14 protein-coding genes are annotated in these 16,178 nt (G+C 62.8%); 8 read left to right on the top strand and 6 right to left on the bottom strand.

The annotated features are described in order from the left end of the window. Positions 1-47: 47 nt before the first annotated feature. Both EWH10_RS02095 and kce read right to left on the bottom strand, forming a co-directional pair. Positions 48-827: an SDR family NAD(P)-dependent oxidoreductase gene (locus tag EWH10_RS02095; RefSeq protein WP_229742397.1), complete on the bottom strand. Its 780-nt coding sequence runs from the start codon at positions 825-827 to the stop codon at positions 48-50. A gap of 76 nt (positions 828-903) precedes the next feature. Next, on the bottom strand, positions 904-1,836 hold the full coding sequence (kce, locus tag EWH10_RS02090; protein WP_044660070.1) for a 3,5-dioxohexanoate:acetyl-CoA acetone transferase: 933 nt from the start codon (positions 1,834-1,836) through the stop codon (positions 904-906). Positions 1,837-2,208: 372 nt separating this feature from the next. On the opposite strand from kce, the gene EWH10_RS02085 reads away from it, so the two are divergent. After that, positions 2,209-3,174 (top strand): LysR substrate-binding domain-containing protein, encoded by a 966-nt coding sequence (locus EWH10_RS02085; protein ID WP_052628058.1) that lies wholly within the window; start codon positions 2,209-2,211, stop codon positions 3,172-3,174. A gap of 69 nt (positions 3,175-3,243) precedes the next feature. On the opposite strand, the gene EWH10_RS02080 is transcribed toward EWH10_RS02085, so the two are convergent. Next, positions 3,244-3,849: a VOC family protein gene (locus tag EWH10_RS02080; RefSeq protein ID WP_083198884.1), complete on the bottom strand. Its 606-nt coding sequence runs from the start codon at positions 3,847-3,849 to the stop codon at positions 3,244-3,246. Between the two features lie 248 nt (positions 3,850-4,097). Between EWH10_RS02080 and EWH10_RS02075 the strand changes: the two genes are divergently transcribed. The 5 genes from EWH10_RS02075 (at position 4,098) to EWH10_RS02055 (ending at position 11,534) form a co-directional block, all read left to right on the top strand. Next, a complete protein-coding gene (locus EWH10_RS02075; protein WP_052628057.1) occupies positions 4,098-5,735 on the top strand; it encodes an FAD-dependent monooxygenase in 1,638 nt (545 codons plus the stop codon). 34 nt (positions 5,736-5,769) lie between these two features. Then, positions 5,770-6,588 (top strand): alpha/beta fold hydrolase, encoded by an 819-nt coding sequence (locus EWH10_RS02070; RefSeq protein WP_044660069.1) that lies wholly within the window; start codon positions 5,770-5,772, stop codon positions 6,586-6,588. A gap of 198 nt (positions 6,589-6,786) precedes the next feature. Then, on the top strand, positions 6,787-9,018 hold the full coding sequence (locus EWH10_RS02065) for a TonB-dependent receptor (protein WP_052628056.1): 2,232 nt from the start codon (positions 6,787-6,789) through the stop codon (positions 9,016-9,018). Positions 9,019-9,125: 107 nt separating this feature from the next. Then, positions 9,126-10,289 (top strand): acetyl-CoA acetyltransferase, encoded by a 1,164-nt coding sequence (locus EWH10_RS02060; protein WP_044660068.1) that lies wholly within the window; start codon positions 9,126-9,128, stop codon positions 10,287-10,289. 252 nt (positions 10,290-10,541) lie between these two features. Next, complete coding sequence (locus EWH10_RS02055) at positions 10,542-11,534, top strand: LysR family transcriptional regulator (protein WP_052628055.1); 993 nt, start codon at positions 10,542-10,544, stop codon at positions 11,532-11,534. Here EWH10_RS02055 and EWH10_RS02050 read toward each other — a convergent pair. Next, on the bottom strand, positions 11,502-11,888 hold the full coding sequence (locus EWH10_RS02050; RefSeq protein ID WP_165363305.1) for a nuclear transport factor 2 family protein: 387 nt from the start codon (positions 11,886-11,888) through the stop codon (positions 11,502-11,504). The two genes, EWH10_RS02055 and EWH10_RS02050, sit on opposite strands and share 33 nt — an antisense overlap. A 373-nt stretch (positions 11,889-12,261) precedes the next feature. Between EWH10_RS02050 and EWH10_RS02045 the strand changes: the two genes are divergently transcribed. Together EWH10_RS02045 and EWH10_RS02040 are read left to right on the top strand one after the other, a co-directional pair. After that, positions 12,262-13,023, top strand: coding sequence for an SDR family NAD(P)-dependent oxidoreductase (locus EWH10_RS02045; RefSeq protein WP_044660067.1), 762 nt, complete (start codon positions 12,262-12,264; stop codon positions 13,021-13,023). Between the two features lie 64 nt (positions 13,024-13,087). Then, positions 13,088-14,122, top strand: a complete 1,035-nt coding sequence (locus tag EWH10_RS02040) for a zinc-dependent alcohol dehydrogenase family protein (protein ID WP_130029761.1) — start codon at positions 13,088-13,090, stop codon at positions 14,120-14,122. Positions 14,123-14,164: 42 nt separating this feature from the next. Here EWH10_RS02040 and EWH10_RS02035 read toward each other — a convergent pair whose 3' ends face one another. Further along, the gene (locus EWH10_RS02035) at positions 14,165-14,545 is read right to left on the bottom strand and encodes a nuclear transport factor 2 family protein (protein WP_044660066.1); all 381 of its coding nucleotides are present in this window, start codon (positions 14,543-14,545) and stop codon (positions 14,165-14,167) included. A 67-nt stretch (positions 14,546-14,612) separates the two neighbouring features. After that, positions 14,613-16,094, bottom strand: a complete 1,482-nt coding sequence (locus tag EWH10_RS02030) for an amidohydrolase family protein (RefSeq protein WP_165363303.1) — start codon at positions 16,092-16,094, stop codon at positions 14,613-14,615. Positions 16,095-16,178: the final 84 nt, after the last annotated feature.

Below are 16,178 nucleotides of genomic sequence, written 5' to 3'. Positions count from 1 at the left end.
GATCGGCCTCGTAACAGCATCGGGGCGCCGATCCACGACTGATCGCTTCAGCAGCTTTGAACGTCGCCGGCGCCGCCATAGGCTGTCCAGCCGCCATCCACCGGCACCACGGCGCCCGTCATGTAACTCGCCATGTCGGACAACAGGAACGCGGCGACATTGGCGATTTCTTCGGGCTCGCCAAGCCGCGCCATGGGCGTCCGGCGCGCGATCCGGTCCGTATCGAACGCGCCGTCCTTCACAAGGCGATCGACCATCGGCGTCAGGATGTAGCCGGGCGCGATCGCGTTGACCCGAATGCCATGATGGCCCCATTCGGACGCCAGGTTGCGGGTCATGTGGGCGACGGCGGCCTTGGCCGGGCTGTAGGCGGGGCGCCGCGGAATTCCGCCAAGGCCGACCACCGACGAGATATTGACGATTGCGCCATGCCCTTGAGGGATCATGACCCGGCCCGCCGCGCGGCATATGAGGAAGGTGCCGCGCACGTTGATGTCGAGAATGCGCTGCCATCCGTCGATATCGGTCTCCACCACCGACCGCACATTGTCACTGACGCCGGCGCTGTGGAATAGCGCGTCAAGACCGCCGCAAACGCGCTGCACCGTCGCGATCATGGCATCGCAATCCGCTTCCGAGGTCACGTCGCCGGCCACGCTGGCCGCCGCGCCGATCCCGTCGGCCACCGCATCGAGCATTCCGGCGTCCCGGTCGGCCAGCACCACCTCCGCGCCAAGCGCACGGAAGATTTTCGCGCCCGCAAGGCCGATCCCGCTGGCGCCTCCGGTTACCAGAATGCGCTTGTTCTCAAGGGTCAAAGCCGACACCACAAGATCCTCTCCCTGGAGGACCGGGCCGGGCGCGGCTCCGCAAAGCCTTTCCCGGCCCGTCCCGTCTCCTCTGTCAAGCGGCGATCTTCATGGCATCGCGGCCCTTGAGCTGCAGCATCGCCCGGGCTTCGTCCGGCGTCGCCACCTCAAGCGACATGGCTTCCAATATGGTGCGGATGCGCTGGACCTGAACGGCGTTGCTGGTGGCGAATTTGCCGGGACCGTCCCAAAGCGAGTCTTCGAGACCGACCCGGACATTGCCGCCAATGGAGGCGGCGTGCGTGGCGATCGGAATCTGGTTCCGGCCCACGCCGAGAACGGACCATGTATAGGCATTGCCGAACAGGCGATCCGCCGTCCGGCGCATGGTGATGACATCTTCGTAATGCGTGCCGATGCCGCCCCGCGCGCCGAAGACGGTCTGGATGAAGATCGGCGGCTTCAGCAGGCCCTGCTCAAGGAAGAAGAGCGCATTATAGAGATGCGAGACATCATAGCATTCGATCTCGAAGCGCGTGCCGGTCTCGCTGCAGGCGCGCAGGATGCCGGCGATATCGCGGAAGCTGTTCTTGAAGACATAATTGTCGGAATTGCGGAGATACGGTTCCTCCCAGTCATGCTTGAAGTCCTTGAACCGCTTCAGCATGTCGAACAGGCCGAAGTTCATCGATCCCATGTTGAGGGATGCGATCTCCGGCTGGAACTCCAGGCAGGGCCGCAGCCGATCCTCAAGCGACAGGATGGGAGAGCCGCCCGTCGTGATGTTGATCACCACGTCGCATGCATCGACGATCCGGGGCAGGAACTGGCGATAGATGTCGACGTCCTGGCTTGGTTCGCCGGTTTCCGGGTTGCGCGCGTGGAGATGGACCACGGACGCGCCGGCCGCCGCGGCCTCGATCGCCTGGGTGGCGATTTCATCCGGCGTCACCGGCAGGTGCGGCGACATGGAAGGGGTGTGAATCGAACCGGTAATCGCGCAGGTAATGATAACCTTCTGTGGCATCCGACATCTCCAGGGGACGATAGGTGGTACAATCTGTCTTCGAACGGCGATCCATCCTGCGTGACGCGCGGTCCAGGGTCGGTCGCGCGCCTTGATTTGATCAGCCTCGTTTATGTTTTCCATCACCATTCTCGATGCCTGCTTCACCGTATGACGTCGTAAGTCATAGGGAGCGGTGCAGGGGCATCGATCAGGAGGCTTGTTTAGCGGGCGGCGGCCAGCTTGAGGTGATTGTAAGTTCGAGGGAGCTATGCATTTCAGGCATCGATTGGGATTTCACCGCGAATGTCGAATGCATGCCGGCCAGGCCAAGGCAGCATGATCGGAACTGAAGGGGGCGGCAAGACCCCAACATAAGCGAGAGGGAACAGGATGAAGTTGCATCATATCAGGGATGTTTCCGCCGTGGCGGAGACAGGAAGCCTGAGGGCGGCGGGCCGGCTGCTCGGCATCACGCAGCCCGCCATATCGAGAAGTATCAGAGACATTGAAAACGATCTGGGCGCGCCGCTTTTCGAGCGGCATGTGAACGGCGTCCGCCTGACGCCGATCGGCCACGCATTTCTGAAACGCGCCGAAGTCATCCAGTCAGAGATGCGGCGCGCACGCGACGAGGTCGATCAGCTCAAGGGCAATTTCGTCGGACAGGCGTCGATGGCCATGTCTCCGGGAGCGGCCATCGCGCTTACCTCGCGGATATTGCGGAGCTTCCGCCGGAAATATCCGAAAGCTCTGCTGCGCATGCGCCAGGATTTCTTCCAGCCGGTGGAACGCAGCATCAAATCCGGCGAGATCGATTTTTACCTGGGGGCCTACGACCATGAACTGTCGTCCACCTCGCTCTCGGTGGAACGGATCGCAGACAATCAACGGGTGATTATCGCCCGCGCCGGTCATCCGCTCGGCAATGCAAGGAGCATCAGGGAACTGCGTTCGGCTCAGTGGATCAGGCCATCACTCGCGAACCGGCCGGATGAAACGGCGTTCGAGGAGATTTTTGAGCGCGCAGGTCTGCCGCGGCCCGAAATCGTCCTGCATACCACGTCCACGGTGATGACGATGCTGGCGATCGCCGACAGCGATCTCTTGAGCTTCCTGCCCATGCAATGGCTGGAATCGCCGCTGATCAAATCCTTCGTTCAGCCGATTCCGGTCGCGGACGTCGCATTGGCCTGCCCTCCGCTCTGCATCGTGCGGCGCAGCGACCTGCCGCTGACGCCGGTGGCTCAGCATCTCTACGATCTCGCGCGCAATGCGGCCATGAACTATTCCATGGACAGGAAAGTGCCGATGGCGCCGATGGCGTTGTCGGTACCCGATCCGATCCTCGCGGAATGACGGCGGCGGCGGCGGTCGTTCCTGAGGACCGCCGCCGCTTTGCCTTGCTTTCGCGGCCAGGCCGCCGGCTCAGCGGATGCCGATGATTTCGGGGCCTGCCGGGCCGCTCGGCGGCCGAAGCTTGAGCTGCCGTTCGTCTTCTCCAGCCAGCAGGCGCTCGTACAGCGCATCGGGATCGAAGGGTACGCCGATGGGGTTGACGGCAAAGGCTTCGCTGTAGAAGAACGCCGTCGCCTCTTCCAGGCTGTCGTAATTGTCGACCTGGAATTCGACCTGGTTTCCGTCGGGGTCCGAATAGTAGAGCGATGTGGTCGGGCCATGATTGACCGACCATTTCGGCACAATCCCCTTTTCGCGGAGGCGGACATAATTGCCCAGCAGTTCGTGCAGCGACTTGTAGGAATAAGCGATATGCTGAAGGCCGACGACACCGTCCGGCTGTTCGGCCAATCCCTCCACGTTGAGGATCGCGACGCGATGATGTTCTTCGTCATAGGTGAGGAAGACCAGCATTTCCGTTTCGAAAGCGGCGTGCGCGTTCAGGGCGGTCTTGTACCAGTCGGACATCGCCTTGATCTGCGATGTACGGAAAACAACGTGCGCGAAGTGCGTGGGCGATACCACCGGCTGATGTTTTATATCTTCGATCGCGGCAGCGATGGCGGGCATTGGCATGGTTCACCTCCAGAAATTGGAACAAGGTTCCCATGCGCCCCCCGGGTGGGCAAGATTTCAAATTTCGCGCGATGATAACTGCCATGCAGCGCCCACCCTATGCGCCTAACCGGACGATCTTCGGCGTCGGGCCCGATAAGCAGCGTGCATCGCAATGATACACATCTCATCTCGGAAAGGGGCGGCATCGCGATAGTGTCCGGCCATCAGAAGCACGGTTAGCCGGCAACACTCAGGAGAGATCTTACATGACTGTCAGTGAATCCCGCGACGGCGAGCAATATCAGGTGATCATCGCCGGCGGCGGTTCAGTCGGAATGACCATGGCGCTCGAACTGGCCCATCGGGGCCTGCGGGTGCTGATGTGCGAAGCAAGTCCCGAAGGGCATTATCACACGGCGAAGACGAATCTGTCGAACGCGCGGACCATGGAGCATTTCCGGCGGCTCGGCGTGGCCGAGCGGCTGCGCGCCAACGATCCGGTACCCGCCAAATATCATCGCGACGTAACATTCGTCACCCGGGCGAACGGCCAGGTCCTGCTCAACATCGAAGGGGCCTGTGAGTGGAAGGAGCGCTTGCCCATCTCCGCGGAAGTGCCGGAATGGGCCCCGAACCAGGCGATCGAGAAGACGCTGCACGAATGCCTGCTCGAAAAGCCGACGGTCACCGCGCTGTTCGAGACGGAGGTCATCGACTTCTCGCAGGACGAAGGCGGAGTCTCCGTGCGCTACAACGGTCCGAACGGGCCAAGGACCGCGACGGCCGAATATCTTGTGCTGTGCGACGGCGCCCGGTCGAGGCTGCGGACCAAGCTCAACGCGGCCCTGTGCGGCGAGACGCTGGCCCAAAGCATGTCCTGGCACTTCCGGGCGCCGGAACTGACCCATCTGTTCGAAAAGACGCGACTGTCCTCCTTCACCTTTTTCCTCAACGAGGACGGCTATGCCGACGTCGTGCTGCCGCAAAGCGAGAATGACCATTGGGTCTATCTTTCCTCTCCGATTCCCCCGGGCATCGATCCGCTGAGCTTCGACGACTTTTCGAAGATGCTCTTCGCGAGCATCGGAACCGAATTTGAAATCACCGAGGCGACCGGCCGCGCATGGTCCAGCCACTCGCGCATGTTGCCGACCTATAATTTCGGCCGCGTGCTGGTGGCCGGCGATGCCGCCCACCTGACCTCGCCTTTCGGCGGGTTCGGCATGAACATGGGCATCGGCGACGCGGCGGACCTGGGCTGGAAGCTGGCGGCCGTGCTTCAGGGATGGGGCGGTCCGATGCTGCTGGGCACCTATTCTCTTGAGCGCAGGGAGGTGGAGCGCTTCATCATCGACGGGTCGGCCTATAATCAAAAGCTTCTCGGAAGCGAGTTGATCCGGCCTCATATGGAGGAGGATTCCGAGCGTGGCGAGGCGGCCCGAAAGGAAGTCTGCGAGCTGCTGGTCGCCGAGAAGATGCAGGAATTCCGAAGCCTCGGCGCCCAGCTTGGCTATCATTATTATTCATCGCCCATTATCGTGCGGGACGTTCGCGAGGCGCCGCGCATGGATTATGCGGAATATACGCCGATGGCCGTGCCGGGATGCCGGGCGCCGCACATCTGGCTGGACGACGGCAGCTCGCTCTTCGACCATTTCGGCGATGGTTTCTGCCTTCTGAAGCTTGGTCCGTCCGTATCGACCCGGGCGCTGGAAGAGGCCGCAGCGCGCTATGGCGTTCCCTTCAAGGTCTTCGAACTGGATCGCCAGGATGCGCGCGATCTCTACGAGCGCAGGCTTATCCTCATCCGTCCCGACCAGCATGTCGCGTGGAGAGGCGACGCGCTGCCCGACGATTGCGACTGGCTGATCAACACGGTCCGCGGCGCCCTCAGCTTCGCTTAGCCGGATCGCGCACCCTTCAGGAAGACCCATCACGATGAAGAAGTTCAATCTCACCATCAACGGGGTTTCGCTCGCCTGCATCGAGGCGGGCGAGGGGCCGCTGGTCCTGCTGATGCACGGCACCTTCGCCGGCAAGCAGCTCATGATGCCGCAATTGCTGCACCTCAGCCGGCACTTCCGATGCGTCGCGTTCGACTGGCCGGGCCATGGGGAATCCGGAGCGATCGCCGGGGGATGGACGGTTGAGGACCTCGTCCCCCTCCTGCCGGCCATGATCGAGGCGCTGGGCGAGGACCGCGCATTTCTGTGCGGGGTTTCGCAGGGCGGCGCGGTGTCCATGCGGGCAGCGCTGGCCTATCCGGACAAGGTCCGCGGCCTGGTCAACATGTGCGCGGGCCCGGGCGGGCCGCCGCCGCCCGCCGCGAAGGTGGTGGCCGACTTCGCGGCGCTGCTGGCCGACGAGCCGGACGAAACGACCCGACGGACGGCAGTCGAAGATTTCGTGAGGCGGATGTTCCACGATCCTCAATTCCCGACCCGCGCGCCGGACCGATTCAAAGAAGAAGTCGACCTTATCCTGTCGCATAAGCGCGGCTATGTGAAATATCTTCCGAATGTCCCGCTCACCTACAAGTTGCTGAACGACGAGGAGCTGGCCGCCATCCGATGTCCGACATTGATCGTCTGGGCCGAATTCGAAAATCGCCCGACGCTCGGCGCGCAGCTCGCGTCCGTGATTCCCGACAGCGAATTGGTGATCATCAAGAATGCCGGGCATCATGTGAATGTCGACCAACCGGAGGCGACATCGCTCGCGCTCGAAGGTTTTCTGCGCAAGCATGCCAAGGTCTAGGCCGCCCATTCGCCGGTGAAGCGATCCGCGCAGCGCCCTGGCCCGCCCGGATATGATGACCGGAATGCATCGCGACGAGGTTTTTCTCGTCTCTTCGATGTCCGGTAAAGCGCTAGCCTGTCGGCGCCGGGACAGCGTTCCAGCTTGGGCGGCCTGGGTCCCGATCGATAACCAACGAACAAAAATGGGGAGGAGAATATGGCGCACCGATATTTGACCGCAGGCGTTTGTCTCGCCGCACTTGTAGTCGCGCAACCGCTTTGGGCGCAGCAGGCGCCCGGCTCCGCGACCGCTGACGCGAGCGCGCAGTCCGGAGGACTGGAGGAGATCATCGTGACGGCACAGAAGCGGTCGGAAAGCCTGCAGAAAGTCCCGATCGCCATTGCCGCCGTCACTCCTCAGCAACTTACCAATTCCGGCATACAGAGCACCCAGGGTCTTGCCGCCGCGCTGCCCGGGCTGCAACTGCTGAATATCGGCGGGAACGTGACCCCCTATGTACGCGGCGTGGGCAGCGGTTTCGCTGCCGCCGGTCTGGAAAGCCCGGTCGCTACCTATGTCGATGGCGTCTATTACGCCAATCCGGCCGACGTGAATATGGATCTGTTCGACATCGAGCAGGTATCCGTGATCAAGGGACCGCAAGGCACGCTTTTCGGGCGCAATGCGACAGGCGGCGTCCTTCAGATCACCACCCGGGAACCGAGCGTGACATTCGGCGGCCGCGCCCGGATCGGTTTCGACGAGTATGAAACGCTGAGAGCCGACGGTTTCGTGGCGGGCCCCCTGTCGGAAACGGTTCGGGCAAGCCTTGCCGGAACGTTCAGCCATCAAGGGCAGGGCTGGGGACGCAATGTCTTCACCGGGCACGACACCTACAAGGCGGATCATATCGCCGGCGTGCGCGGAAAGGTGGAGGCCGATCTCAGCGACACGACCGTCATCCGCCTGTCGGCCGACTATTCGGATCGCCACGGGCCCATGGCCATGAACTTCCGCGCGCTGCCGGGAACGGGCATCGCATTTCCCACTCCCCAGCCGACGCGGCCATGGGACACCAAAAGCTATGTCGACGCCCAGAATGACTATAGCGGCGGTGGAGTCTCGGTCACGCTCGGCCAGGACCTTGGCGATCTGAAACTGACGATGATCAGCGCATATCGCAAGTCGAGGAACTTCTTCCGCCTGTCGCCATCGGTGACGACGACCCCCGTTCTGGACATTAATTCCACCGATCATTCCGAGCAGGTGACGCAAGAGATCCAGCTCGCTTCGTCCGACTCCGGGCGTCTGACGTGGCAGACGGGCTTCTATTATTTCTACAACAAGGCCAATCGGAAGCAGGCGCTTTTCTTCCGGCCGGGATTCGCCGCCAACCTCGGTCTGCAGGTCGCGGGCGATCCAGCTGTCGGACCGATGATCTTTCCCTTCGACGGAGAGAATGTCGATGGAACGCAGCGGGTGGATTCGGCTGCGGCCTATGCGCAGGCGACCTACAGGATCACGGATTCGACGCGGTTCACGGCCGGCTTCCGCTACACCTGGCAGTGGACGAAATTCCATGGCACCGATGTCTTTACGCTGCCGGGCGGAGGCGCGGTGACGGTGGCGGATATTGCCGGCGAGAAGAGCAGCTTCAGGAAGCCGACCTGGCGTCTGGCGCTCGATCATGATTTCGCGCCGAACGTCACGGGCTTCGTGTCCTATAATCGCGGCGTGAAGAGCGGCGGGTACAATATCAGTACGCCGATCAATCCCGTGTACCTGCCGGAACAGCTCGACTCCTACGAAGGGGGCCTGAAAAGCGAATTGTTCCAGCGCCGGGTTCGGCTGAATGTTTCCGGCTTCTACTATAATTACAAGAATATCCAGGTTCCGGCGTTCTCGACCGTCCTGATCATCGTCAATGGCGCATCGGCGGAGCTTTACGGCCTCGATGCCGAACTCACGGCGAAGGTGGGCGACAATCTGACGTTGAACGCCGGCGCCAACCTGCTGCATGCCAGGTTCAAGTCCTTTCCGGGGGCGACGTTCACGACGCCTCTGCCGAACGGCCAGCCGAACTCCGGCTTCCCCGGCGACGCGAGCGGGAACACCATTCCCTATTCGCCCAAGCTCACCTATACCTTCGGCGCAACCTACACGATCCCCAGTTCGGTCGGCGAATTCGCGCTCAATGCGACGGACAGCTACAATAGCGGTTTCATGGCGGAAGCGGACAACCGGTTGCGGCAGGACAGCTACCATTTCCTGAACGCCTCCATCGCCTGGACGTCGCCCAGCAAGGCGTTCACGGCGCGTCTCTACATCAACAACATATTGAACAAAGCCGTCGTCAGCCAGTTTTCGACCGTCGCCGGGATTTCCTACATCGGCGACTATACCAATCCGCCGCGTATATTCGGCGGATCGCTGGAATGGAACTTCTGACATGGCCCCGCGAAGGTCATCCAGGCTTATGGACGGTATCAGCCTCAGTGATTTCACGGGATATGGCCAAGCCGCTATGTTCGCTCAACAGCTATAAAGGACTAAGCATGACCGCATATATCATCGGCTGGTCGCACTCGAAATTCGGAAATCTTGCCAATGAGACGATCGAGAGTCTGATTGTCGAGGCTGGGGCCAGCGCGATCGCCGATGCAGGTCTGGAGCCCGGCGACATCGACGCGATTTTCGTCGGGACCATGAATGCCGGCATGACGCGGCAGGAGTTCGTATCCTCGCTGCCACTGGCCATCAGCGACGATCTCCGCTTCAAGCCTGCGACGCGGGTCGAGAATGCCTGCGCGACCGGCAGCGCCGCGGTCTATCAGGCCCGGAATGCGATCGCGGCAGGCGCGGCGCGGCGCGTGCTGGTGATCGGGGCGGAAAAGATGACAGAGCTCGGCAGCGCGGCGGTCGGCGATTGCCTGATCAAGGCATCCTATCTGCCGGAGGAAGGCGAAACGCAGGGCGGCTTCGCCGGTGTGTTCGCGGGCATCACGGACGCCTATTTCCAGCGCTACGGCGACAAGTCGGACGTGCTTGCCCGCATCGCCGCCAAGAACCACCGCAACGGCGTCGCCAATCCCTACGCCCATGTGCGGAAGGATCTTGGCTATGAATTCTGTCGCGGCAACGACAAGAACCCGCTCGTTGCGGGCCGTCTGCGGCGGACCGATTGCTCCATGATCTCCGACGGAGCCGCCGCGCTGGTGCTGGCCGACGCCGATACGGCCGCCGCCGCGGCGAAGGCGATCGCGTTTCGGAGCGCCGTGCACGTCAGCGATTTCCTGCCCGTGTCCAGACGGGACATCATCGCCATGCCCGGACCGAGCCGTGCCTGGCGGCAGGCGCTGGCCGATGCGGGCGTCGGCCTTGACGATCTCAGCCTGGTCGAGACGCATGATTGCTTCACCACGGCCGAACTGCTCGCCTATGAGGCCATGGGGCTCACTCCCCAGGGACAGGGCGAGCGGGCGATCCTGGAAGGCTGGACCGAAAAGGACGGCAAGCTGCCCGTCAATCCCTCAGGCGGCCTGAAGGCCAAGGGCCACCCGATCGGCGCGACGGGCGTATCCATGCATGTCCTGGCGGCCATGCAGTTGCAGGGCGAGGCGGGCGATTTCCAGCTTCCCGGCGCCGACCTCGTCGGGCTGTTCAACATGGGCGGCTCGGCGGTCGTCAACTATGTCAGCATCCTGGAAGCGCGGAAGTAGTCGTCACGCATCCGCGCAAACGGCTTCTCAGTTGGCATCCTTCCGGGCTTCCGACCTCTGGGTTGGGGCGTCGGCTCACGGCCAAAACCACGCTTGCACCCTTTCGGCGCGCGCGCCATGATCGAATGCCTATTCGGCGGCCCACCGTTCGCGCCCAGGCCTTCCAGCATGGGAATCGCGGCGGGGTGCGCTGAAGGGATTTCGATCGGGACCTGAACCGCCAGCAACAGGATTCCGGCTGGAGGGGATAGGATGGAGCTGACCCAGTTCGACATCAACCTGCTACGCGCCCTGGATGTGCTGTTGCAGGAGAAAAGCGTGACGCGGGCGGCCCGCAGGCTCTTCGTGACCCAGCCGGCGGCGAGCGGGTCCCTGCAGCGGCTGCGGGAGATTTTCCAGGATCCGCTGCTTATTCGCGTCGGCCGTGGGATGGAACTGACGCCGCAGGGGCAGGCGTTGGTCGATCCGGTCCATGAGGCGATCCTGGTCATTGAGCGGCTGCTGCAGGTCGGCCCCAGCTTCCATCCACGGACGTCGCAGCGCACGTTCCGCTTCGCCATGTCGGATTATTGCACCCATACGATCCTGCCGGGCCTGATGCAGCGGATCAGCATCGAGGCGCCCAATGTCAGGATTGCGGTGGCTGAGCGGTTCACCAAGGATTTCGATCCGCTTCAACTTGGCGACCTCGACATGCAGATCACCCTCGACGATCAGAGGGTCTTCGCCGATGATGACCAGTTTCAGGCGATGAACCGGATGCCGCTGATCGAGGACCGTTTCGTCTGCGTCGTCTCCGCCGATCATCCGGTGTCGTCGCCGTTGACGCTGGCCGAATATACGCGCTTTCCCCATGCAAGCTCCAACCATGACATTCCCACCGTGCCCGATGTCGCTCATCGGCTCGCGGGGGTCGCCACCCATGACCGCGTCATGATCGGCAGCTTCACCAGCCAGCTTTTCCAGCTCCCCGGAACCGACATGATCGCCATCGCGCCCTATGAATTGGCGGCGATGCTCGCGCCGATGCTCCATCTGCGCATCATGGAGCCGCCATTCGCCGTCGATCCGATCACGGAGGCGGCATTCTGGCATGCTCGCAACAACAGCGATCCGGGCCATGTCTGGTTGCGGGGGCTGCTCCAGGAAATCAGCGCGGACATCCGCAGCAGGCGAGAAGCGAGGCAGCGGGAAACGCCAGGCGCTGCCGCGTCAGGAGATCGCGGTCGCTTGAAACGCCTCTAGCCGCCACTGTCCGTCCTGCTGGACCCAGACCTGCAGGACCTGGGCGCGCAACGAGACGGTCTGGTCGTTCGCCCGTATCTGAATCACACTGTCCATCGAACCCGTCATGACCGCGACCGTGCCGAAGAGCCGAACGGCCAGCTTGTCCCGCCTTATGTCGAGGAAGAAGACATCTTCCCTGACGAAGCGCAGATACTCTTCCAGTGTCTCGCTATGTCCTGGCGTATGCGTGTGGGACAAGGTGGGCGACAGAAGCCGGGTCAGCGCGTCATGGTCGCGCGTCACCAACGCTTCGCGCCGGCGACGCTCGGCGTCATATACCGCCTGCACCTCTGCATCGTTCGTATCGGACATCATTGCCTTCATGCACCATGGGTTCTGAAATGCCGGCACTCTATTGGAACATGGAACGGCGGGCCAATCGGCGGCGCTGATAGGCATTATCAGTTACCGCGATACAAGCGGTGTCCTATCGAGGGGAGCGCGGTCGATCCGAGTTGCCGCGCGGCCGACAGATCCATCATCGATATTTATGTGCTGCATCATCCACAGCGATTTTGTGGCTTGGCCAAGGCCATTTAAGCGTTGGCGGTAACAGGCGGGGCTGGCGCCGTCCGGTCCCGGCGACACCCGGTCCCGTCACGGGCCGTCAGGACCGTCGGGATTCGCCCGGTTTGCCGCTGATGAAGCGGACAGGAAGCGAACGAATTGGGGAGGAATAAAGGCGATGGATCTGCAGGGATTGCCCGCTATCGTGACCGGGGGCGCATCGGGGCTTGGCCTGGCGACGGCGCGAATGCTCCGGGAGCAGGGGACCAAAGTCGCGATCTTCGACCTCAAGGAAGATCAAGGTGTCTCCCGAGCCGCTGAGATCGGCGCGTCTTTCCATCAGGTCGATGTATCCGACGATCTCAGCGTCGCGCGGGTAATGGAGGCGGCGGCGGCCCGGGACGGTACCGCGCGCCTGCTGGTAAATTGTGCGGGCGTGGCGCTTCCGGCGCGCACGGTGGACCGGGACGGGCTGGCGCACGACTTGGATCGGTTCCGCAGGACCATCGACGTCAACCTTGTCGGCACGTTCAACACAAGTTCGAAATTCGCAGCGCGCCTGGTCGCGGCCGACATTGCCGATGAGGACAAGGGACTCATCGTCAACACGGCGTCCATCGCCGCGTTCGACGGGCAGATCGGGACGGCGGCCTATACCGCGTCCAAGGCGGGCGTCGCAGGCATGACCCTATCGCTGGCGCGCGATCTGGCGGAGCATCGCATCCGCGTCGTGTCCATCGCTCCCGGCGTATTTCTGACCCCGATGGTGGAGGGTTTCAGTCCGCAGGTACAGAGCAGCCTTGCGGCACAGGTGCCCCATCCGCGCCGCCTGGGCCAGCCGAGGGAATATGCGCAATTCGTGCTCGCGATCGCGAGCAACCCCATGCTGAACGGAGAGACGGTCCGCCTCGACGGCGCGGTACGCCTCGGTCCCCGCTGAACCGGGACCGGCCAACGCGGCGGCCCGACCGAACCGCGCCAGCATCATCATCGGGAGAATATTCATGCCGGGAAGCAGCCAGGGAAAAGCTCTGACAGTGTGCGTCGAAGATGGCGAAGCCCGGCTCTTCATGACCGACGTCGCTTTGCCGCCGCTCGCCGCGCATGAAGTGCGGGTGCGAACAGCGGCCGTCGCGCTGAACTATCGCGATATTGCCATGATCTCGGGAAAGTCGATCGATCGACCGGGCCGGGCCTATATCCCGTTCTCGGATGCCTGCGGGATCGTGGAGGCGGTCGGCGACGGCGTCACGCGATGGCGGCCGGGGGATCGCGTCTGCTCGCTCTTTTTCCCGGAATGGATCGCTGGCGCACTCTCTCCTGAAAGCCGCCGCCCGCTTGGGGCCGCGCGTGACGGCGTTGGGCAGACGATGTTCACGGCGGCCGAGCAGGCGCTGGTTGCGGCTCCATCGCATCTTTCGGCGGCAGAGGCGGCAACCTTGCCCTGTGCGGCCTTGACGGCCTGGAACGCCGTCATGCACTCCGGCGCGGCGAAGCCGGGATCGGTCGTGCTCGTCCAGGGCACGGGAGGCGTCTCCCTCTTCGCCCTGCAATTCGCGAAGATGGCTGGCGCGGCGGTTCTGGCGACCAGTTCGTCCGACGCCAAATTGCAGCAGATGCGTGCGCTGGGCGCCGATGGCGGCATCAACTATCGAGACGATCCCCAATGGAGCGCCCCTGCGCTTTCGATGACGGACGGCCGCGGCGTAGACCTCGTCGTGGAGGTCGGCGGAGCCGGCACGTTTACGGAGAGCCTGAAGGCCATTCGGCTGGGCGGCGCGATTTCCGTGGTCGGCATGTTGAGCGGCGCGGTCGAGCCGATCGATGTGCGGCACATCTATGGCAGGAATGCCCGAATTCGCGGCGTCACGGTCGGTTCGCGAGAGATGTTCGAGGCGATGAACCGTGCGCTTGTTCAGCACGAGATCCATCCCGTCGTCGGCCGCGTCCTGCCTTGGGAGGAGGCCGGCGCGGCGATGGAGGCCCTGCAACGGGGAGATGTCGTCGGAAAGATCGTGCTGGATTTCGGCCTGGCGTGAATTACGAAAGATGCTGTTGGTTCAACGAACCGGCGGCATATCTCAGGATGAAACAACACCGGTATGGCAGCTATTTTGCCTCCAATTGTCCGCGTCGCGGGTCCACGTCTGGGTGACCACTGCATTCATGTCGATCCGCTTGTCGTCTCCCTGAAACGAGACCGTTTGCGACAGACGACCTACTACGATCGCCACATTCCCGAAAACGCGTATGTTGAGATCGCCTCGCTGGATGGAATGGTAACGATATTTGCTGGCCACACCTTGCAGATACTCTTCCTTATCGTCGATTTTCCCGTTTCCGTGCACATGCACGAGATCATCGGCAAGGAGATTGTTAAGGGCAGCCAGGTCCGTTGACACGAGAGCGGCGATCCTCCGATTCTCCAACTCCCGGATGACGTCCTCGACCGAGTGATTCATATGCTCGTCCTTTATGCTTGCCCGGTTCAGAGAAGTGCACTGGCGCCGCGACCGCCGGAAAAGCCCCTCATCGCGGCGTCGATCGCCGCTTCAGCGCATCGAGCTCCGCACGCATGTAGAGGCGTCCGGCGCGCATCACGGCGGCAATGCCGTGAAGGTTTCCAGCCGCCGCCAGTGGATTGGCATTGAGGACGACCAGATCGGCGGCCATCCCCGGCTCCACCGCGCCCATCGTCCGTTCCCGTCCGAGAAAGCGCGCCGCGTCGATCGTCGTCATCTGCAAGATGCGCAAGGGAGGAATGCCGGCTCGCGCGAGCAGGTCGAACTCATGATGCAATGAAGCAGGGGGCAGCCACCCTCCGCCGAAGTCCGTTCCAGCCAGCATCTTGACGCCCGCTTCGTCGAACAGCTTCGTCACCTTCAACTGGAGTTCGAACAGATTCCGAAGCGTCTCCCGGTCGCCCGCGGCCATTCGGCGGCTGAACGCATCACCGACCGAGTTCCAGAGCGCGCGCGATTCCGCGGGCACATATTTATTGTCCGGATTGTCGCGCAGGGATGGGCCGTCGCCTATCTCCATCGCTTCCAGTCGCGCCAGAGTCGGAACCTGCCACATGGTCCCGGCCGCGAGATCGCGGGCGAGCGTGCGGCATTTCGCTTCGTCGAACGTCGCTACCGTCCGCGCGATCAGCCTGATGGCGGGCGGCGGAAGCTGCGCCATGGGATTGGCCAAGAGCCGCTTCCACTCCTCCGGCGCGGCATTCGCCGGAGCCTCCGCCGGTTCCGGTGCCGAAGACAGGATTCGCCGCAACGCGTCCTCGTCGCGCGAGCAACTCAGCAGGACGCTGATGCCTGGGCCAAGATGCTCAACCGACGTCATCCCATGCCCGGCGGCCTCCCTGATCGTGACCGACGGGACAAGATGGCCTGCGATCGGAAGCCCGTTGAGACGCGCTTCGTCAATCGCCGCCAGATAGGCTTCGCGACCGGCATCCGCTATCTTGATGAAATCGGCGCCCTGTTGCTTCTGCCGGCGGACTTCGGCCCGCATCCACTCGGCAGTGGCGCTTGCTCCGGGGATGAGTATCGCACCGGGCATAGCCAACAGGGCCGGGGATTCTGGCGGCAGGATAGGCTTCCCCGATGCACGCGCCGCCAGCAATTCCGGAGAGCCGGCCATCTGGCGGAACCCCGTAATTCCGCTCGCCAGCATGAGCGGCAGGCTCGTCGCGGGACTTGCGCTATTCAGGTTGTGCGCATGCATGTCGTTGTAGCCAGGCACGACAAACCTGCCTGGCAGCGACACGCGGCGTGCTGTGCGAGCGACCTTGAAGCTGTGCGCCGGCGCAACCTTGACGATCCGTTCGCCCTGTATCCACACGGCGCTGTTGGGTCTTGCCGCGCCGGTGCGCGTATCGATGACGGTCACGCCGTCAAGGACCACGCCCTGGCGCACCATGTCCACGGGCGGCGCAGCGGCCAGCGGCGCGGCGGCGACTATCGACAGCAAGGCCGTTGCGAAGGATTTGACTTGGTTTCTCTTATGCACGGACATTTCCCAGCTAGAGCGTTTTCCAAGCAGATGGAATCATCTGCTGACTCGGAAAACGCGACAAAACAAAAACTTAGAGCA

It is taken from the genome of Sphingobium fuliginis (assembly GCF_004152845.1).
GTDB lineage: Bacteria > Pseudomonadota > Alphaproteobacteria > Sphingomonadales > Sphingomonadaceae > Sphingobium > Sphingobium fuliginis.
Note: the sequence above shows the minus strand (reverse complement) of the source record. Positions and strands in the feature narration are given on the sequence as shown.

Excerpts from the sequence above, each read along its gene's own strand:
- kce (WP_044660070.1), bottom strand. The coding sequence starts at position 1,836 with ATGCCACAGAAGGTTATCATTACCTGCGCGATTACCGGTTCGATTCAC.
- EWH10_RS02085 (WP_052628058.1), top strand. The coding sequence starts at position 2,209 with ATGAAGTTGCATCATATCAGGGATGTTTCCGCCGTGGCGGAGACAGGA.
- EWH10_RS02080 (WP_083198884.1), bottom strand. The coding sequence starts at position 3,849 with ATGCCAATGCCCGCCATCGCTGCCGCGATCGAAGATATAAAACATCAG.
- EWH10_RS02075 (WP_052628057.1), top strand. The coding sequence starts at position 4,098 with ATGACTGTCAGTGAATCCCGCGACGGCGAGCAATATCAGGTGATCATC.
- EWH10_RS02070 (WP_044660069.1), top strand. The coding sequence starts at position 5,770 with ATGAAGAAGTTCAATCTCACCATCAACGGGGTTTCGCTCGCCTGCATC.
- EWH10_RS02065 (WP_052628056.1), top strand. The coding sequence starts at position 6,787 with ATGGCGCACCGATATTTGACCGCAGGCGTTTGTCTCGCCGCACTTGTA.
- EWH10_RS02060 (WP_044660068.1), top strand. The coding sequence starts at position 9,126 with ATGACCGCATATATCATCGGCTGGTCGCACTCGAAATTCGGAAATCTT.
- EWH10_RS02055 (WP_052628055.1), top strand. The coding sequence starts at position 10,542 with ATGGAGCTGACCCAGTTCGACATCAACCTGCTACGCGCCCTGGATGTG.
- EWH10_RS02050 (WP_165363305.1), bottom strand. The coding sequence starts at position 11,888 with ATGTCCGATACGAACGATGCAGAGGTGCAGGCGGTATATGACGCCGAG.
- EWH10_RS02045 (WP_044660067.1), top strand. The coding sequence starts at position 12,262 with ATGGATCTGCAGGGATTGCCCGCTATCGTGACCGGGGGCGCATCGGGG.
- EWH10_RS02040 (WP_130029761.1), top strand. The coding sequence starts at position 13,088 with ATGCCGGGAAGCAGCCAGGGAAAAGCTCTGACAGTGTGCGTCGAAGAT.
- EWH10_RS02035 (WP_044660066.1), bottom strand. The coding sequence starts at position 14,545 with ATGAATCACTCGGTCGAGGACGTCATCCGGGAGTTGGAGAATCGGAGG.